The sequence below is a fragment of the Salinicola sp. MH3R3-1 genome, assembly GCF_001937155.1.
Taxonomy (GTDB): Bacteria; Pseudomonadota; Gammaproteobacteria; order Pseudomonadales; family Halomonadaceae; genus Salinicola; species Salinicola halophyticus.
Genome location: NZ_MSDP01000007.1, coordinates 63,579 through 78,208, shown reverse-complemented (window position 1 = coordinate 78,208; position 14,630 = coordinate 63,579). Strand labels below are relative to the sequence as shown.

The following is a 14,630-nucleotide window of genomic DNA, read 5'->3' as shown; positions in this document are numbered from 1 at the left end:
CCCACTTGGTGCGTCAGATGATGTGGGTCGTTTCGTAAAAGAACTAGATGTTGCCCCAACAAGAAGAGGAATTAAGGGATGCACAGCAATCACAACAGAACCCTCGTCAATCGGCTGGGATTTGCGTTACTTCCATTCGCTTTGGCGCTATCCACGAATACGATGGCGGCTGATACTTCGACGGATAATCAGGTCGAAGTTCTCAACTGGTGGACGTCGGGGGGCGAGGCCAAGGCGCTTGGCGCATTGAAGGACAGTCTGGCGGACCAGGATATCGGCTGGAAGAATATGCCGGTCGCGGGAGGCGCCGGGACTAACGCCATGGCGGTTCTCCGTTCGCGTATCACCTCGGGCAATCCACCGACGGCGGCCCAGGTGCTGGGTTACGACGCGCAGGACTGGGCCGAGCGTGACGCCTTGAGTTCGCTCGATGACGTTGCCAAGGCGGGGAAATGGGATGAAGTCTTTCCGCAACCGCTGCAGGAGTTCGCCAAGTACGAAGGCCACTGGATCGGCGCACCGTTCGAGATCCATTCGACCAACTGGGTCTGGGCCAATAAATCGCTGATGGACAAATTGGGCATCGAACAGCCCAAGACCTGGGACGATTTCATTGCCTCGTTGAAAAAGGCCAAGGACGCCGGCTATACCGGTCTGGCCTACGGTGGTCAGCCATGGCAGGACACCACGGTGTTCGAGAACGTGGTGCTGGCGACCGGCGGCGCCGATTTCTATCGCCAGGCACTGATCAATCTCGACCCCAAGGCGCTCGATTCCGACACCATGACGCAGTCGTTCGATCATCTGCGCGAGCTGCTGAAGTACAAGGACGACAACTCGCCCGGCCGCGACTGGAACCTGGCCACGGCGATGGTGATCAACGGCAAGGCGCTCTACCAGATCATGGGCGACTGGGCGAAGGGTGAGTTCCTCAACGCCAACCTCGAGCCGGGCAAGGACTTCATGTGCTTCCGCACCCCGGGCACGCAGGATGCTGTGACCTTCAACAGCGATCTGATGATCATGTTCGATACCGATGACAGCGAACAGCAGAAAATGCAGCAGACCATGGCCAAGATCATCGGCTCACCCGAGTTCCAGATCACCTTCAGCCAGTTCAAGGGCTCGGTGCCGGCACGGATGGATCTCTCCGCCGACAAGCTCGATGTCTGCGCTCAGCGCGGTTACGAGCAGGTCAAGTCGGCCGCGAAGAACCACACCTTGATGGGTAGCCTGGCACACGGCTACGCGGCGCCGGCGTCGGTCAAGAACGCCGTCTTCGACATCATCTCCTCCTTCGTCAACAGTGACATGCCAAGCGATGTCGCCGCCGAGCAGCTGGCGATGGCGGTGAAGAGCGCAACGTCCTGATGATCGGCCCCGCCCGTTGGCGGGGCTTCTCATTCACGAATCGAGAGTGATCCGATGTCCAATGCTTCCCCGGATCGGGACGGTGGAGCGCGGGAACGGCTTCAGCGCTGGCTGCCCAAGCTGGTGCTGTCGCCGTCCTGTGTCCTGATCCTGTTCTTCGTCTACGGCTTCATCGCCTGGACCAGCTACATCTCGTTCAGCGATTCCGGCATGATGCCGGATTACACCTGGGTCGGGCTCCATCAATGGTCGCGGTTGTGGACCTCCTGGACCTGGGGTATCGCGCTGCACAATATCTGGGTCTTCGGGCTTCTCTACATCGTCAGCTGTATCGTGCTGGGCCTGGTGCTGGCGATACTGCTCGATCAGCGCATCCGTGCCGAGGGCGTGCTGCGCACCATCTATCTCTATCCGATGGCGCTCTCCTTCATCGTCACCGGTACCGCCTGGCAGTGGTTTCTCAATCCCGGACTGGGGTTGGAAAAGACCATGCACGACCTGGGCTGGCAGAGTTTCAGCTTCAACTGGCTGATCGATTCCAACATGGCGATCTATACGGTAGTGATTGCCGCGGTGTGGCAGGCGACGGGCTTCGTCATGGCGATGTTTCTGGCGGGCCTTCGCGGTATCGACGGCGAGATGATCAAGGCCGCCCAGATCGACGGCGCGCCGGCCTGGAAGATCTATGCGCGCATCATCATTCCCCAGCTGCGGCCGGTCTTCATGAGCGCAATCGTGGTACTGGCACATCTGGCAATCAAGAGTTTCGACCTGATCGTGGCGATGACCGGCGGCGGGCCAGGCAATGCCACGGCGGTGCCGGCGACCTTCATGTACTCCTACGCCTTCTCGCGCAACGAGATGGGCATCGCCGCGGCCAGCGCGGTATTCATGCTGGCGGTGATCGCGGCGCTGATCATCCCCTATCTCTATTCCGAGCTTCGGGAGCCCCGATCATGAGTGCCGCACTTCCCACCGCACGCCAGGGCGCTGCCACGCGTGCCATTCTCTACGCCATTCTGCTGGTGTTTGCGGTCATCTATCTGCTGCCGCTCTACGTCATGCTGACCACGTCGTTCAAGACACTGGACGAGATCCATCAGGGCAACATGCTGGCGCTACCCGTCGAATGGACGTTCGCTCCTTGGCGAGAAGCGTGGGGCAGCGCCTGTATCGGTCTCGAGTGCAATGGGGTGCACGGCTACTTCTTCAACAGCATCAAGATCGTGATACCGGCGGTATTGATCTCTGGCCTGCTGGGCGCCTTCAACGGATACGTGCTGACCAAGTGGAAGTTTCGCGGCCACAAGATCGTTTTCGGATTGATACTGTTTAGCTGCTTCATTCCGTTTCAGATCATTCTGCTGCCGATGGCCCGCATGCTCGGGGTTCTGCATCTGGCCAACAGTACATGGGGCCTGGTGCTGGTCCACATCATCTACGGAATCGGATTTACCACGCTGTTCTTTCGCAACTTCTACGCCAGCTTTCCGGATGAACTGGTGCGGGCGGCACAGCTCGATGGCGCCGGCTTCTTCGTCATTTTCTTTCGGATTCTGCTGCCGGCGTCGGTGCCGATCATCGTGGTCACGATCATCTGGCAGTTCACCAACGTCTGGAACGACTTCCTGTTCGGCGTCTCGTTCGCCTCCGGCGACAGCGCACCGATCACGGTGGCACTCAATAATCTGGTCAATAGCTCCACGGGAGTGAAGGCCTATAACGTCAACATGGCGGCGGCGATGGTGGCGGCGGTGCCGACGCTCATCGTCTATATCCTCGCGGGCAAGTATTTCCTGCGCGGGTTGATGTCGGGATCGGTCAAGGGCTGAGGATCACATGAGCTTTCTGCATATTAATAACGTTCACAAGCGCTTCGGCGAGACCCATGTCCTCAAGGGCATCGATATCTCGATCGAGCAGGGTGACTTTCTGGTCCTGGTGGGGCCGTCGGGCTGTGGCAAGTCGACGCTCCTGAACATGATCGCCGGACTCGATTCGATCAGCGAGGGCGAGCTGCTGCTCGACGGCCGGTGTATCAATGACGTGCATCCGTCACGGCGCGACATTGCCATGGTGTTCCAGTCCTACGCGCTCTATCCGAGCATGACGGTGGCGGGCAACATCGGCTTCGGGCTGGAGATGCGCAAGGTCCCGCGCAAGGAGCGTCGCGAAGCGGTCGACCGAGTCGCCAAGCTGCTGCAGATCGAGAACCTACTCGATCGCAAGCCGGGGCAGCTTTCCGGCGGGCAGCGCCAGCGCGTGGCGATGGGGCGAGCGCTGGTGCGCGATCCACAACTCTTCCTGTTCGACGAACCGTTGTCGAACCTGGATGCCAAGCTGCGCGTCGACATGCGCACTGAAATCAAGCAGCTCCATCAGCGTCTGGGGACCACGATCGTCTACGTTACCCACGACCAGATCGAGGCGATGACGCTGGCGTCGAGAATCGCCGTCATGCGCGGTGGCGAGCTCCAGCAGCTGGGCACGCCGCAGGCGGTCTACGACGATCCCAACAATCTGTTCGTCGCCGGTTTCATGGGCTCGCCGTCGATGAATCTGATCGAGGCGCGGATCGTCGAGCGCGATGGCGTGCCGGTAGCGCAGGCGATAGCGGGCGACACCACCCTGACGCTGCCTATCGTGCGCGATCGCCAGGCCCTGCGTGACTGGTGCGATCGCGATGTCATCATCGGCTTGCGGCCCGAGGCGATCACCGATCCGGCCAGCGCCAATCACCGTGAGGGCAACATTCACGAGGCCGAACTGCCGGTCGAGCTGGTCGAGCCGACCGGCGCCGATCTCTACGTGGTGACGTCGCTCGGGGGCGCCCATATCAACGCCCGCATGCGCCCAGGTACGCCGCTACGTCCGGGCGAGCGGGCGCGATTCGCCTTCGACGTCTCGCGCATGGTGGTGTTCGATCCCGAGACCGAAGGCCGGATTCGCGACGAGCGTACTGCCGACGTCGATGACGTTCTGGAGACGGTCTGAGGCCCGGACGTTGCCATCTCAGCGTTGCGACTCGACGAACTCGCGAATGCCGGCAGCGAGGCGCAGGCCCTGACGGTCAAGCGCCTCGCCCTCGACCATGCCGACGCCCAGAATCAGGCCGCGCCGGTGGTCGCCCGCGCCGCACACTCGGCTCAACGGCCGGGCGACCAGCTGGTATCGGTTCAGCAGATGCTGTGATAAACGCTCGTCGTCCAGATTCGCGGCGAGCGCCAGACTCAGACTGATATTGCCGGCCGGCGGCGAAATGCCGATGATGCCGGGTGTCCCGGCGAGCAGCCCCTGCAGCTGCTGTTGGCGCTGCAGATACTCGCGGGCCATGCGCTGACACCAGCTATCCAGATCGCCATCATCGATGAAGGTGGCGAGCACCGCCTGATCGAGTAGCCTTCCTTCGCGAAAGACGCCGGTACGCACCCGGTTGATCGCGGCACTCAGCCCTCTCGGTACCACCAGATAACCCAGCCGCAGACCCGGGAACATCAGCTTGGAGAACGAGCCGATCAGAATCTGGTTGTCGGAGACGGTATCGAACGCCAGTTCCCGATGACAGCCGTCGCCGAATTCGTAGTCGTCTTCCAGGATCCAGTCCGGTTCAAGATGTCGAACCAGTGAATGTTTGTGAGCACTCACTGACTTCATGCCTAACGGATAATGGTGAGATCCGGTGAAGTAGAGCAGTCTGGGGCGAGCGCTTGGCAACGTGCCCACGTAACCTTCCCGCGGTTCCCACTTGGCGTGCTCGATCTCGAGTCCGCCAGCGTGAAAGACGTTCCGAGCGCCCCAGTAGAAGGGGGAATCCATGACCACGCGATCGCCGTGGTCAGCCAGCGTCAGGGCGCACAGCTGAAGGCCGTGGTGGGCGCCTTCGGTAATCACGATCTGATCGAGTTCGCAGTCGATGCCCCGCCACCGTGACAGATAGCCCGCGATGGCGCGCTTCAACGGCCCGTAGCCGCCCGCGGCGTAGGAGAGCAGCAGCGTATTGTGGGGCACGGTGATGCGCGAATAGAGCTGGCGCCAGCGGGCGATCGGAAAATGGACGATATCGGGCACGCCCGGCACGAAGGCGCCGCTCTGCAGCGGACTGGCACCGACATCCCCAAGCAGCTTATGTGCGCGGCGAGAAATCGGCCCGCTGGGAACAGCCTCCCGTTCCCGCCGAGGTAAGCGCTTGCAAACCCAGGTGCCCCGCCCGTGATCGGTAATCAGATGCCCCTGCTGGGTCAGGCCCTCGATGACGCCGGCCAACGTGTTGCGGGCCACGTCGAGCGTGACGCATAGCGCTCGATGACCGGGCAGTCGTTGACCATCCTGCCATCGCTGCTCGATCAGGGTCAGCAGAGTCTGCTCGAGTCGGCAGTGCTTGGTCAGGTGAACCGGCTGAGCGTGGTAACCCTGCTTGATGTGATACAGCGCCTGGTGGCGGTCGTCCATGCGACTCCTCGTGAGGGACGCGGAAGGGTGGCGAAAGGAATCCGTCGATTATGCGCTGGCCCTCGCAGGTGGTCTACTCGAAGCGGAAAGTGGTCTAGTCCCGGGTAGGGCTCGGAGTGGTAGCGTGACAGGTGGATCGCTGTTCCCGGTCTATCGACGACGCTCTCGCCTTCTCAATAACAACCTGAAGAGAAATCCTCATGTCGAATGCTCCTCATCCTCCGGAATTCGTGCGGGTTCTCGCCCGTACCGATGTTCTCGCATTGGCTTTCGGCGCCATGATCGGCTGGGGCTGGATCGTCCTCACCGGTAGCGCCATTCTCGATGGGGGTAGCGTGGGCGCGATACTCGCTTTCGTCATTGGCGGCATTGCCGTGCTGCTGGTGGGTTTGACCTATGCCGAGTTGGCGTCGGCGATGCCTCAGGTGGGTGGCGAACACGTCTACAGCTATCGAGCGCTCGGCCACTTTGCCTCTTTCGTCTGCACCTGGAGCATCGTGCTGGGCTATGTCAGCGTTGCGTCGTTCGAAGCCGTGGCGCTGCCGACGGTGGTCGAGCATCTGTTCCCCGGTTACGCCGTCGGTGATCTATGGACCGTCGCCGGCTGGGACGTCAAGGCGACCTGGGTCGCGGTAGGCGTGCTCGGCTCGCTGGCGATGATGGCCGTCAATTACGTGGGGATCTCCACCGCTGCGCTACTGCAGAAAGTCGTCACCGGGCTGATCCTGGTGGCGGGGGTAATGTTCGTGACCGGATCGCTGTTCACCGGCGACGGCGGCAACATGCAGCCGCTGTTCGCCAGCGGCGAGCACGGCGCCTTCGGCGGCATCGTGGCGGTACTGGTGCTGGTCCCGTTCCTGTTCGTCGGTTTCGACGTGATTCCCCAGGCCGCGGAAGAGATCGATCTGCCGTTCCGTGATATCGGCAAGGTGCTGGTCCTCTCGGTGATCATGGCGGTGTGCTGGTATACCCTGATCATTCTCGGCACCAGCCTGATGCTCGACAACGAGGCGCTGCAGGGCAGCTCTCTCAGTGTGCCGGACGCGATGACGGCGGTCTTCGATGCATCCTGGGCCGGCAATCTGATGGTGCTGGCGGGCATCGCCGGGATCATCACCAGCTGGAATGCGTTCTATATCGGCGGGTCGCGGGCCATTTATGCGCTGGCCCACGCCGGGATGTTGCCGGCTTTCCTTGGCAAGCTGCACCAGCGCTACAAGACCCCGACCCATGCCATCATCCTGATTGGCGTGCTCTCTACCGCGGCGCCATTCTTCGGACGTCCGGCGCTGGTATGGCTGGTCGATGCCGGCGGCCTGGGCATCGTGCTTGCCTACCTGTTCGTGGCGCTGTCGTTCGTTATCCTGCGCTATCGCGAGCCGGACATGCCGCGCCCGTACCATGTCGGTGCCGGCAAACTGGTCGGCGTGCTGGCGGTGCTGCTGTCGCTGGGCATGACGTGTCTCTACCTGCCAGGCAGCCCGTCGGCGCTGACGCCCATCGAGTGGTCCATCTTCGGTGGCTGGATGATCGCCGGATTGGCACTGTACGGATGGGCGCGACAGCACTACGGTCGAGAGATGGGCGATCGCCTCATTCGGGCTGCCTACGATAAATCCTGATTTTGATTGTATGGCGCGCCGCCTGCGAACCCGACGACGCGCGACCCACGTTAGCGGCACCCGATGCCGCGTCAGAGGAGTGTTCATCCATGACCAATGCAGAACTCAACGAACTCAAGCAGCGCTACGTCGCCAATGGCGCGGCCAGCCCGGCCGGCCAGTTCGCTGCTCGCGCCGAGAATGCCGAGCTGTGGGACGAGGACGGCAAGCGCTTCATCGACTTCGCCGGGGGTATCGGCGTGCTTAACATCGGCCATCGTCATCCCAAGGTGGTCGAAGCGGTCAAGGCCCAGCTCGACAAGGTGATGCATACCTGCCAGACCGTCATGCCGTACGAGGGATACGTGCGGGTGGCGCAGAAGCTCAGCGAAGTGACGCCGGTGCGCGGCCACGCCAAGGTGATGCTGGCGAACTCCGGCGCCGAGGCGCTGGAAAACGCGGTCAAGGTGGCGCGTGCCGCCACCGGACGCTCCAGCGTGATCTGCTTTACCGGCGGCTATCACGGCCGGACGTTCATGACCATGGCGATGAACGGCAAGGTGGCACCGTATCGTAACGATTTCGGCCCGATGCCGGGCCAGGTCTATCGTGCGCCCTATCCGGTGCCGTCCATCGGCGTCAGCGAGGAAGAGGCGCTGCGCCACCTGAAGATGACGCTGAAGACGGATGCCAACGTCAACGACACTGCGGCGATCGTGATCGAGCCGGTGCTGGGCGAGGGCGGTTTCCACGCCGCGCCAGCGAGCTTCCTGAAAGCGCTGCGGGAGATCTGCGACGAGCACGGCATCCTGCTCATCGCCGACGAGGTACAGTCCGGCTTCGGGCGGACCGGCAAGCTGTTCGCGATCGAGCATAGCGGCGTCGAACCGGACATCATCACCATGGCCAAGAGCATGGCCGACGGCATGCCGATCTCCGCCGTGGTGGGCACTGACAAGGTGATGGACGCTTCCGGTGGTAACTCGCTGGGCGGCACCTACACCGGCAGCCCGGTCTCCTGTGCCGCGGTGCTGGCCGTGCTGGAAGTGTTCGAGGAGGAGCGCATTCTGGAGAAGAGCCAGGCGTTGGGCGAGAAGCTCCGAGTGCGCTTCGACAAGTGGCAGCAGGACTACGCCGGTGTCGCCAACGCCCGCAACCTGGGCGCGATGGCGGCCTTCGATCTGGTCACCGACAAGAAGAGCGGCGTGCCCAATGCCGAGCTGGCAGGCAAGCTCTGTCGCGAGGCGCGCGAACGCGGTTTGATCCTGCTCTCCTGTGGCCTTTACGCCAACACGATCCGCTTCCTGATGCCGGTCACCATCAGTGACGAGGTGCTTGAAGAGGGACTCGATCTGATCGAGAGGATGCTTAGCGAATTCGGCACCTGAGCTGAATGGCCTCTGCCCCGCGTGGCGGGGCGGATACGCTGAAAAGAAGCCGACGCTGCTGTTGCAGTGTCGGCTTTTTCGTTTTCGTTAAAGTGAGTGCTTACTTACCCTGCGAATCGCACTCTCGCTGCATGTCGATATGGGGGATGCCGTCTTCTACATAGATCTCGCCGACCGGCTCGAAGCCGTGGCGGCCGTAATAACCCTGTAGATGCGCCTGGGCGGACAACCGGGCGTCGCGGCCGGGCCATCGAGATTCGATTCGCGTCAGCGCGGCGCGCAACAGCTCGTGACCGAGCCCGCCGCCGCGGTAATCGGGATGGATGACCACGCGGCCAATGGAGACGGGCCGGTCGATCTCATCCGGGACTTTGAGACGCAGGGTCGCCGCGAGATGGTCTGCTGCCAGTACGCTCAGATGGTGCGTCGAACCGTGCAGATCGTGACCATCCAGTTCCTGATAGGGGCACTGCTGTTCTACCACGAACACGGCCTCACGCAGCGAGAGCAGCGCGTAAAGTTCGGCAGGATCGAGTTCGGGGCCCGTCTGCCACATCCAGTCGTATGATGCCATCTGTCTCTTTCCTCGCGGCCATTCAGCCATCATGATCGAAGCCCTATCCAAGTGTTTCATTTAAGCATTTTGAAGGGCTTTCAATGTAGCGCTGGACGCGATAACCGCGACAACGACGCCATGACAACGGGAGAACGATGACGGCATGAGCACCCTGGCAATCGACTACGATGACGTGGTAGCGGCACATCGACGGCTCGAAGGAATCGCCCACTGGACGCCGGCGCTGCGGTCGGCGACGGCGGACGCGCGCACTGGCGCAACGCTTCACTTCAAGGCCGAGCACCTTCAGCGCGTCGGCGCGTTCAAGTTCCGCGGCGGCTACAACGCCATCAACCAGTTCGACACCAGACAGAAAGCCGCCGGCGTCATCGCGTTCTCCTCGGGCAATCATGCCCAGGCGATCGCGCTCTCGGCCAGGCTGCACGGCATTCGTGCCGTCATCGTCATGCCCGAGGATGCGCCAGCCATCAAGATTGCCGCCACTCGGGGTTATGGCGCCGAAGTGGTGCTCTATGATCGCTATACTCAGGATCGCGAGGCGTTGGGCCGCGAGTTGGCGGAGTCCCAAGGGCTGACGCTGATCCCGCCGTTCGATCATCCGCACGTGATGGCGGGGCAGGGTACTGTTGCCGAGGAGCTGTTCGATGATGTCGGTGAGCTGGATACATTGATCGTGCCGCTGGGTGGCGGCGGGCTATTGTCCGGCTGTGCCACGGTCGCCAGGGCACGTTATCCGAACTGTCGAATCATCGGCGTCGAGCCGGAAGCCGGTAACGACGCTCAGCGGAGCCTGGCCAGCGGCAAAATCGTTTCCATCGACACGCCGCGCACCATCGCCGATGGCGCCCAGACCCAGGCGCTGGGTACGCTGACTTTCCCGGTACTCCAGGCGCATGTCGACGAGATCGTCACTGTCTCCGACGCGGAACTCGTTGATGCCATGGGCTTCATGGCCGTGCGGATGAAGCAGTTCGTCGAACCGACCGGGTGCCTGGCAGCGGCTGCCGCATTCAGTGGCCGAGTGGCGATCGATGAGCGTCGAGTCGGAATCATTCTATCTGGAGGAAACGTTGACTGGATCCGGTTTGCCGAGCTGATTTCGTCATCGCAAGGCGGAACCTAACGGCCGGGCAGTGATTCGTGACGGGGCGGCAGCGCCCCCGTGAAGCCTTCGGATTGGCACCGGTGTTATCTGAGTAGTGGCCCGCCCTGATTCAGGTAAGCCGGATTGAATTCTGCAAAATCTACCATTTCGTTGTAACTGTCGAAAGTCACGATGCCGCTCTGGAATGTGACCAGGCCCCTTTCACGCAGCTGACGCAGTATCCGATTGACATGGATGGCTGTCAGTCCCAAGGCATCAGCGAGATGAGTCTGCGTTAGCGGACAGGCGTACCCCGTCTTGATGCCCATGCCCACGAGGTTAAGCCGGGCTCCGAGCTCCAGCAGGAAATGTGCCATGCGCTCGGCCGCATGGCGCCGCCCGATATCCACCAGATGCTCCACCACCATCGCCTCGTCGCGAGAGGCGGCCCAGAGTATGGCAGTGGCTAGGCGAGGATGTCGCTCAAAGGCGACCAGTAGATCAGCCGCCGAGACCTCCGTTACCTCCATATCGGTAATGGGCTCGATGCCGTGATCCGAGATGTGCAGCAATACGCTGCGTAGACCGAGAAAATCCCCCGGGATCTGAAAATCGACGATCTGTCGTCCCCCATCTTTCAGCATCTTGAAAGAACATGCCCAGCCCGAGGCGAGAATATAGGCTGCTTGATCGGACTGCCCTTGATGAACGAGCTCGGGCCCTGCGATAAAGCGTCGTCGTCTCTTGTGCAGGGTTTCCAGCACGCGGAGCTCTGCCTCCGATAAGGACACAAAGGCGCCCAGCTTTCGTACTAGCGGTGTGTCTTCGATGCTGAACACGTCGACTCTGCCCCCTGTGATCGACAGCCGAGAAACGTGCCGTTGACTGATATCGATCAGCTTAGCATAGCCGAATTCTTGACAGACTCTTTCCTACGCTGCCGGACAATCCGCACTAGTGCGTCTCCTGGAAGGAGTCAGAACGCTATGGAAAACGACATCTATTCAGGAATGGCCGCGCTGGCAATTTGCGAGTCGTTGCTGCTGGCGTTAAATGACAGTCATGTCTTGTCCGAAAACGAAATCATGGGCGTTCTCAAGGACGCCTCAACGACGCATGGAAATGCGGGTGGCCCCGAATCCGAGGCTGCCACGCACCGGGCGGTGGCGGATCTGATCAATCGGATCATCGATGGCGGAAATTCCGTTCGCAGGCCTCGAAACAGGGCGTAAGACAGTCCCAGGCCTCGATGCGCCCAGACCAAGAAATCCCTTCGCGAACGCGGCTAGCGGTGTCACCACACCACAGGAGCACTTGATCATGAAAGCACTCGTTTATGGCGGTCCCGGAGAAAAGAGCGTTGAAGATCGACCCATGCCTGAGCTCCGGGATCCAGGCGATGTCATCGTCAAAATGGTCAAGACCACCATCTGTGGTACGGATCTTCATATCCTCAAAGGCGATGTGGCCACCTGCGCGCCGGGTCGTATTCTGGGGCATGAAGGCATCGGCACCATTGCGTCATTGGGGGCGGGCGTCACCACGCTCCATGAAGGCGACCGCGTACTGATCTCGTGCATCTCGTCGTGTGGCAAATGCGAATATTGTCGTCGTGGGATGTACTCCCACTGCACCACTGGCGGCTGGATCCTCGGCAACCAGATCGACGGAACGCAGGCCGAATATGTGCTTATCCCGCATGCCGAGACCAGCCTCTATCCTATTCCTGATGGTGCCGATGACGATGCGATGGTCATGCTTAGCGATATTCTGCCGACCGGCTTCGAATGCGGTGTGCTTAACGGCAAGATTGCCCCGGGTTCTTCGGTAGCGATCGTCGGGGCTGGCCCGATTGGTCTGGCGACACTATTGACCGCGCAACTCTATTCCCCGGCCGAGGTCATCGTGATCGATCTTGATGACAACCGGTTGGAGATGGCGCTGACTTTCGGCGCGACACGGACCATCAACAGCGGCGATGGCAAGGCCGTCGAGAAGGTCAATGCGCTGACCGGTGACAAAGGCGTCGACACGGCTATCGAAGCGGTGGGTGTTCCGGCCACTTTCGAACTCTGCGAGGCGATCGTTGCTGCCGGCGGCGTTATCGCCAACATCGGTGTCCATGGTCAGAAGGTCGATCTCCATCTTGAGAGGCTCTGGGCGCAGAACATATCGATCACGACCCGTCTGGTCGATGCCGTGACGACGCCCATGCTATTGAAGACGGTGCAATCGGGCAGGATCGATCCGACCCGTTTGATTACCCATCACTTCAAGTTTTCCGAGATTCTGACCGCCTACGACACTTTTGGTCGGGCCGCGGAGACCAAGGCGCTGAAGGTCATTATCGATGCGTAAGCGGCGGCGGCAATGGGAATCACACGAGGCGTGGTCACTGGATGAAATACGTCGCGTGTCCAGCGGCGGGAAATGAGCTTGTCAAATTGTCTCATCGAACGATCAATGAAGCGCTCTGCCGATGCCGACAGAGCGCTTTCTTCAGGGGTTTAAAAGAAGCCCATGGGATTGACGTCATAGCTGATCAGCAGGTTCTTGGTCTGCTGATAGTGCTCCAGCGCCATTTTGTGGGTCTCTCGACCGACGCCGGATTTCTTGTAGCCACCGAAGGCCGCATGAGCCGGATACTGGTGGTAGCAGTTGGTCCACACGCGCCCAGCCTGAATGCCGCGACCCATGCGGTAGGCGCGATTGATGTCGCGAGTCCAGACGCCGGCGCCAAGGCCGAACTCGGTATCGTTGGCGATGGCAAGGGCTTCCGCTTCGTCCTTGAACGTCGTCACCGAGACGACTGGGCCGAAGATCTCCTCCTGGAACACCCGCATCTTGTTGTTGCCTTTCAATAGCGTCGGCTGGATGTAATAGCCCCGTGCAAGATCGTCGCCGAGAGACTCCTGCTTGCCACCGGACAGGAACTCCGCGCCCTCCTCCCGCGCGACGTCCATGTAGGACATGATCTTGTCGAACTGCTCTTGCGATGCCTGAGCGCCCACCTGGGTTTCGGTATCCAGTGGATGGCCGCGCTTGATCTTCTTGACCCGCTCGATGACCTTGGCCATGAAGTCGTCGTAGATGCTCTCCTGAATCAGCGCGCGGGAAGGGCAGGTACACACTTCGCCCTGGTTGAGAAAGCCCAGCACCAGGCCTTCAGCGCATTTATCGATGAACTCGGGTTCCGCCGACATGATGTCTTCGAAGTAGATGTTCGGCGACTTGCCTCCCAGCTCCACGGTGGAAGGAATGATGTTTTCGGCCGCGCACTTCATGATGTGCGAGCCGACGGGGGTGGAGCCGGTGAAGGCGATTTTGGCAATACGTTTGCTGGAGGCCAGTGCCTGGCCGGCTTCTTCGCCATAGCCGTTGACGATATTGATGACGCCCTTGGGCAGCAGGTCGTGGATGATCTCGATCACCTTGAAGATCGAGACCGGTGTCTGCTCGGCAGGCTTGAGTACGACACAGTTACCTGCAGCAAGCGCCGGCGCCAGCTTCCAGGTCGCCATCAGGATCGGAAAGTTCCAGGGAATGATTTGGCCCACCACGCCCAGCGGTTCGTGAAAATGATAGGAAGCCGTGTTCTCGTCGATTTCGGCGGTAGTGCCCTCCTGGGCCCGAATACAGCCGGCGAAGTAGCGGAAATGGTCGATCGCCAGCGGAATGTCGGCGGCCAGGGTCTCGCGCACGGCCTTGCCGTTATCCCAGGTTTCAGCAACGGCCAGCATTTCCAGGTTCTGTTCCATCCGGTCCGCGATTCTGAGCAGCAGGGTCGAGCGTTCCTGAACAGAGGTCTTGCCCCAACCGGGCGCGGCCTTGTGGGCGGCGTCCAGTGCCGTATCGATATCCTTCTGGCTCGATCGGGCAACTTCGCAGAACACCTCGCCGGTAACCGGCGTGATGTTATCGAAATAACGCCCCTCGGCCGGGGGTATCCACTCGCCGCCGATATAGTTGTCATAGCGCTTCTCGAACCGAGTGATGGCGTCCGAGGTGTTCGGATTGGCGTAATGCATGATGGCTTCTCCTGATGGATCGATGACCGATCGCTGGATTTCCCCTCCCAATCTGCGCTTCCCGGCGGACGCCTGCCATTACGCTTTAGGCGACCCTATCCGGCTTCGCGATCTTCTATAGGCAGGGACCCG

The 14,630-nt window shown here is 61.0% G+C and carries 13 protein-coding genes; 9 read left to right on the top strand and 4 right to left on the bottom strand.

What is annotated here, in order from left to right:
- Window positions 1–162 precede the first annotated feature (162 nt).
- The 4 genes from BTW08_RS05060 to BTW08_RS05045 are packed head-to-tail and all read left to right on the top strand — an operon-like array spanning window position 163 to window position 4,365.
- The gene (locus BTW08_RS05060; RefSeq protein WP_075561613.1) at window positions 163–1,371 is read left to right on the top strand and encodes an ABC transporter substrate-binding protein; all 1,209 of its coding nucleotides are present in this window, start codon (window positions 163–165) and stop codon (window positions 1,369–1,371) included.
- A gap of 54 nt (window positions 1,372–1,425) precedes the next feature.
- Complete coding sequence (locus BTW08_RS05055) at window positions 1,426–2,331, top strand: sugar ABC transporter permease (RefSeq protein WP_075561437.1); 906 nt, start codon at window positions 1,426–1,428, stop codon at window positions 2,329–2,331.
- Window positions 2,328–3,203, top strand: a complete 876-nt coding sequence (locus BTW08_RS05050) for a carbohydrate ABC transporter permease (protein ID WP_075561436.1) — start codon at window positions 2,328–2,330, stop codon at window positions 3,201–3,203. The genes BTW08_RS05055 and BTW08_RS05050 overlap by 4 nt, the downstream gene beginning before the upstream one ends.
- 7 nt (window positions 3,204–3,210) lie before the next feature.
- The gene (locus BTW08_RS05045) at window positions 3,211–4,365 is read left to right on the top strand and encodes an ABC transporter ATP-binding protein (RefSeq protein ID WP_075561435.1); all 1,155 of its coding nucleotides are present in this window, start codon (window positions 3,211–3,213) and stop codon (window positions 4,363–4,365) included.
- Window positions 4,366–4,383: 18 nt separating this feature from the next.
- On the opposite strand, the gene BTW08_RS05040 is transcribed toward BTW08_RS05045, so the two are convergent.
- Window positions 4,384–5,820: a PLP-dependent aminotransferase family protein gene (locus tag BTW08_RS05040; protein ID WP_075561434.1), complete on the bottom strand. Its 1,437-nt coding sequence runs from the start codon at window positions 5,818–5,820 to the stop codon at window positions 4,384–4,386.
- Window positions 5,821–6,020: 200 nt separating this feature from the next.
- On the opposite strand from BTW08_RS05040, the gene BTW08_RS05035 reads away from it, so the two are divergent.
- A complete protein-coding gene (locus tag BTW08_RS05035; RefSeq protein ID WP_075561433.1) occupies window positions 6,021–7,442 on the top strand; it encodes an APC family permease in 1,422 nt (473 codons plus the stop codon).
- An 89-nt stretch (window positions 7,443–7,531) separates the two neighbouring features.
- Complete coding sequence (gene gabT / locus BTW08_RS05030) at window positions 7,532–8,809, top strand: 4-aminobutyrate--2-oxoglutarate transaminase (protein WP_075561432.1); 1,278 nt, start codon at window positions 7,532–7,534, stop codon at window positions 8,807–8,809.
- Window positions 8,810–8,909: 100 nt separating this feature from the next.
- Here gabT and BTW08_RS05025 read toward each other — a convergent pair whose 3' ends face one another.
- Window positions 8,910–9,383 carry a GNAT family N-acetyltransferase gene (locus BTW08_RS05025; RefSeq protein WP_075561431.1) on the bottom strand — a complete coding sequence of 158 codons (474 nt, stop codon included), beginning with the start codon at window positions 9,381–9,383 and terminating at the stop codon, window positions 8,910–8,912.
- Between the two features lie 145 nt (window positions 9,384–9,528).
- On the opposite strand from BTW08_RS05025, the gene BTW08_RS05020 reads away from it, so the two are divergent.
- Window positions 9,529–10,509, top strand: coding sequence for a threo-3-hydroxy-L-aspartate ammonia-lyase (locus tag BTW08_RS05020; protein WP_075561430.1), 981 nt, complete (start codon window positions 9,529–9,531; stop codon window positions 10,507–10,509).
- A 65-nt stretch (window positions 10,510–10,574) separates the two neighbouring features.
- Here the strand turns inward: BTW08_RS05020 and BTW08_RS05015 are convergent, their stop codons facing one another.
- Window positions 10,575–11,309 (bottom strand): Crp/Fnr family transcriptional regulator, encoded by a 735-nt coding sequence (locus tag BTW08_RS05015; RefSeq protein ID WP_075561429.1) that lies wholly within the window; start codon window positions 11,307–11,309, stop codon window positions 10,575–10,577.
- A gap of 147 nt (window positions 11,310–11,456) precedes the next feature.
- Between BTW08_RS05015 and BTW08_RS05010 the strand changes: the two genes are divergently transcribed.
- Together BTW08_RS05010 and BTW08_RS05005 are read left to right on the top strand one after the other, a co-directional pair.
- A complete protein-coding gene (locus BTW08_RS05010) occupies window positions 11,457–11,702 on the top strand; it encodes a hypothetical protein (RefSeq protein WP_075561428.1) in 246 nt (81 codons plus the stop codon).
- Window positions 11,703–11,790: 88 nt separating this feature from the next.
- Window positions 11,791–12,828: a zinc-dependent alcohol dehydrogenase family protein gene (locus BTW08_RS05005; protein WP_075561427.1), complete on the top strand. Its 1,038-nt coding sequence runs from the start codon at window positions 11,791–11,793 to the stop codon at window positions 12,826–12,828.
- Window positions 12,829–12,977: 149 nt separating this feature from the next.
- Here the strand turns inward: BTW08_RS05005 and BTW08_RS05000 are convergent, their stop codons facing one another.
- Window positions 12,978–14,498, bottom strand: a complete 1,521-nt coding sequence (locus BTW08_RS05000; protein WP_075561426.1) for an aldehyde dehydrogenase family protein — start codon at window positions 14,496–14,498, stop codon at window positions 12,978–12,980.
- Window positions 14,499–14,630: the final 132 nt, after the last annotated feature.

Excerpts from the sequence above, each read along its gene's own strand:
- BTW08_RS05020 (WP_075561430.1), top strand. The coding sequence starts at position 9,529 with ATGAGCACCCTGGCAATCGACTACGATGACGTGGTAGCGGCACATCGA.
- gabT (WP_075561432.1), top strand. The coding sequence starts at position 7,532 with ATGACCAATGCAGAACTCAACGAACTCAAGCAGCGCTACGTCGCCAAT.
- BTW08_RS05025 (WP_075561431.1), bottom strand. The coding sequence starts at position 9,383 with ATGGCATCATACGACTGGATGTGGCAGACGGGCCCCGAACTCGATCCT.
- BTW08_RS05005 (WP_075561427.1), top strand. The coding sequence starts at position 11,791 with ATGAAAGCACTCGTTTATGGCGGTCCCGGAGAAAAGAGCGTTGAAGAT.
- BTW08_RS05010 (WP_075561428.1), top strand. The coding sequence starts at position 11,457 with ATGGAAAACGACATCTATTCAGGAATGGCCGCGCTGGCAATTTGCGAG.
- BTW08_RS05055 (WP_075561437.1), top strand. The coding sequence starts at position 1,426 with ATGTCCAATGCTTCCCCGGATCGGGACGGTGGAGCGCGGGAACGGCTT.
- BTW08_RS05050 (WP_075561436.1), top strand. The coding sequence starts at position 2,328 with ATGAGTGCCGCACTTCCCACCGCACGCCAGGGCGCTGCCACGCGTGCC.
- BTW08_RS05000 (WP_075561426.1), bottom strand. The coding sequence starts at position 14,498 with ATGCATTACGCCAATCCGAACACCTCGGACGCCATCACTCGGTTCGAG.
- BTW08_RS05045 (WP_075561435.1), top strand. The coding sequence starts at position 3,211 with ATGAGCTTTCTGCATATTAATAACGTTCACAAGCGCTTCGGCGAGACC.
- BTW08_RS05035 (WP_075561433.1), top strand. The coding sequence starts at position 6,021 with ATGTCGAATGCTCCTCATCCTCCGGAATTCGTGCGGGTTCTCGCCCGT.
- BTW08_RS05040 (WP_075561434.1), bottom strand. The coding sequence starts at position 5,820 with ATGGACGACCGCCACCAGGCGCTGTATCACATCAAGCAGGGTTACCAC.
- BTW08_RS05060 (WP_075561613.1), top strand. The coding sequence starts at position 163 with ATGGCGGCTGATACTTCGACGGATAATCAGGTCGAAGTTCTCAACTGG.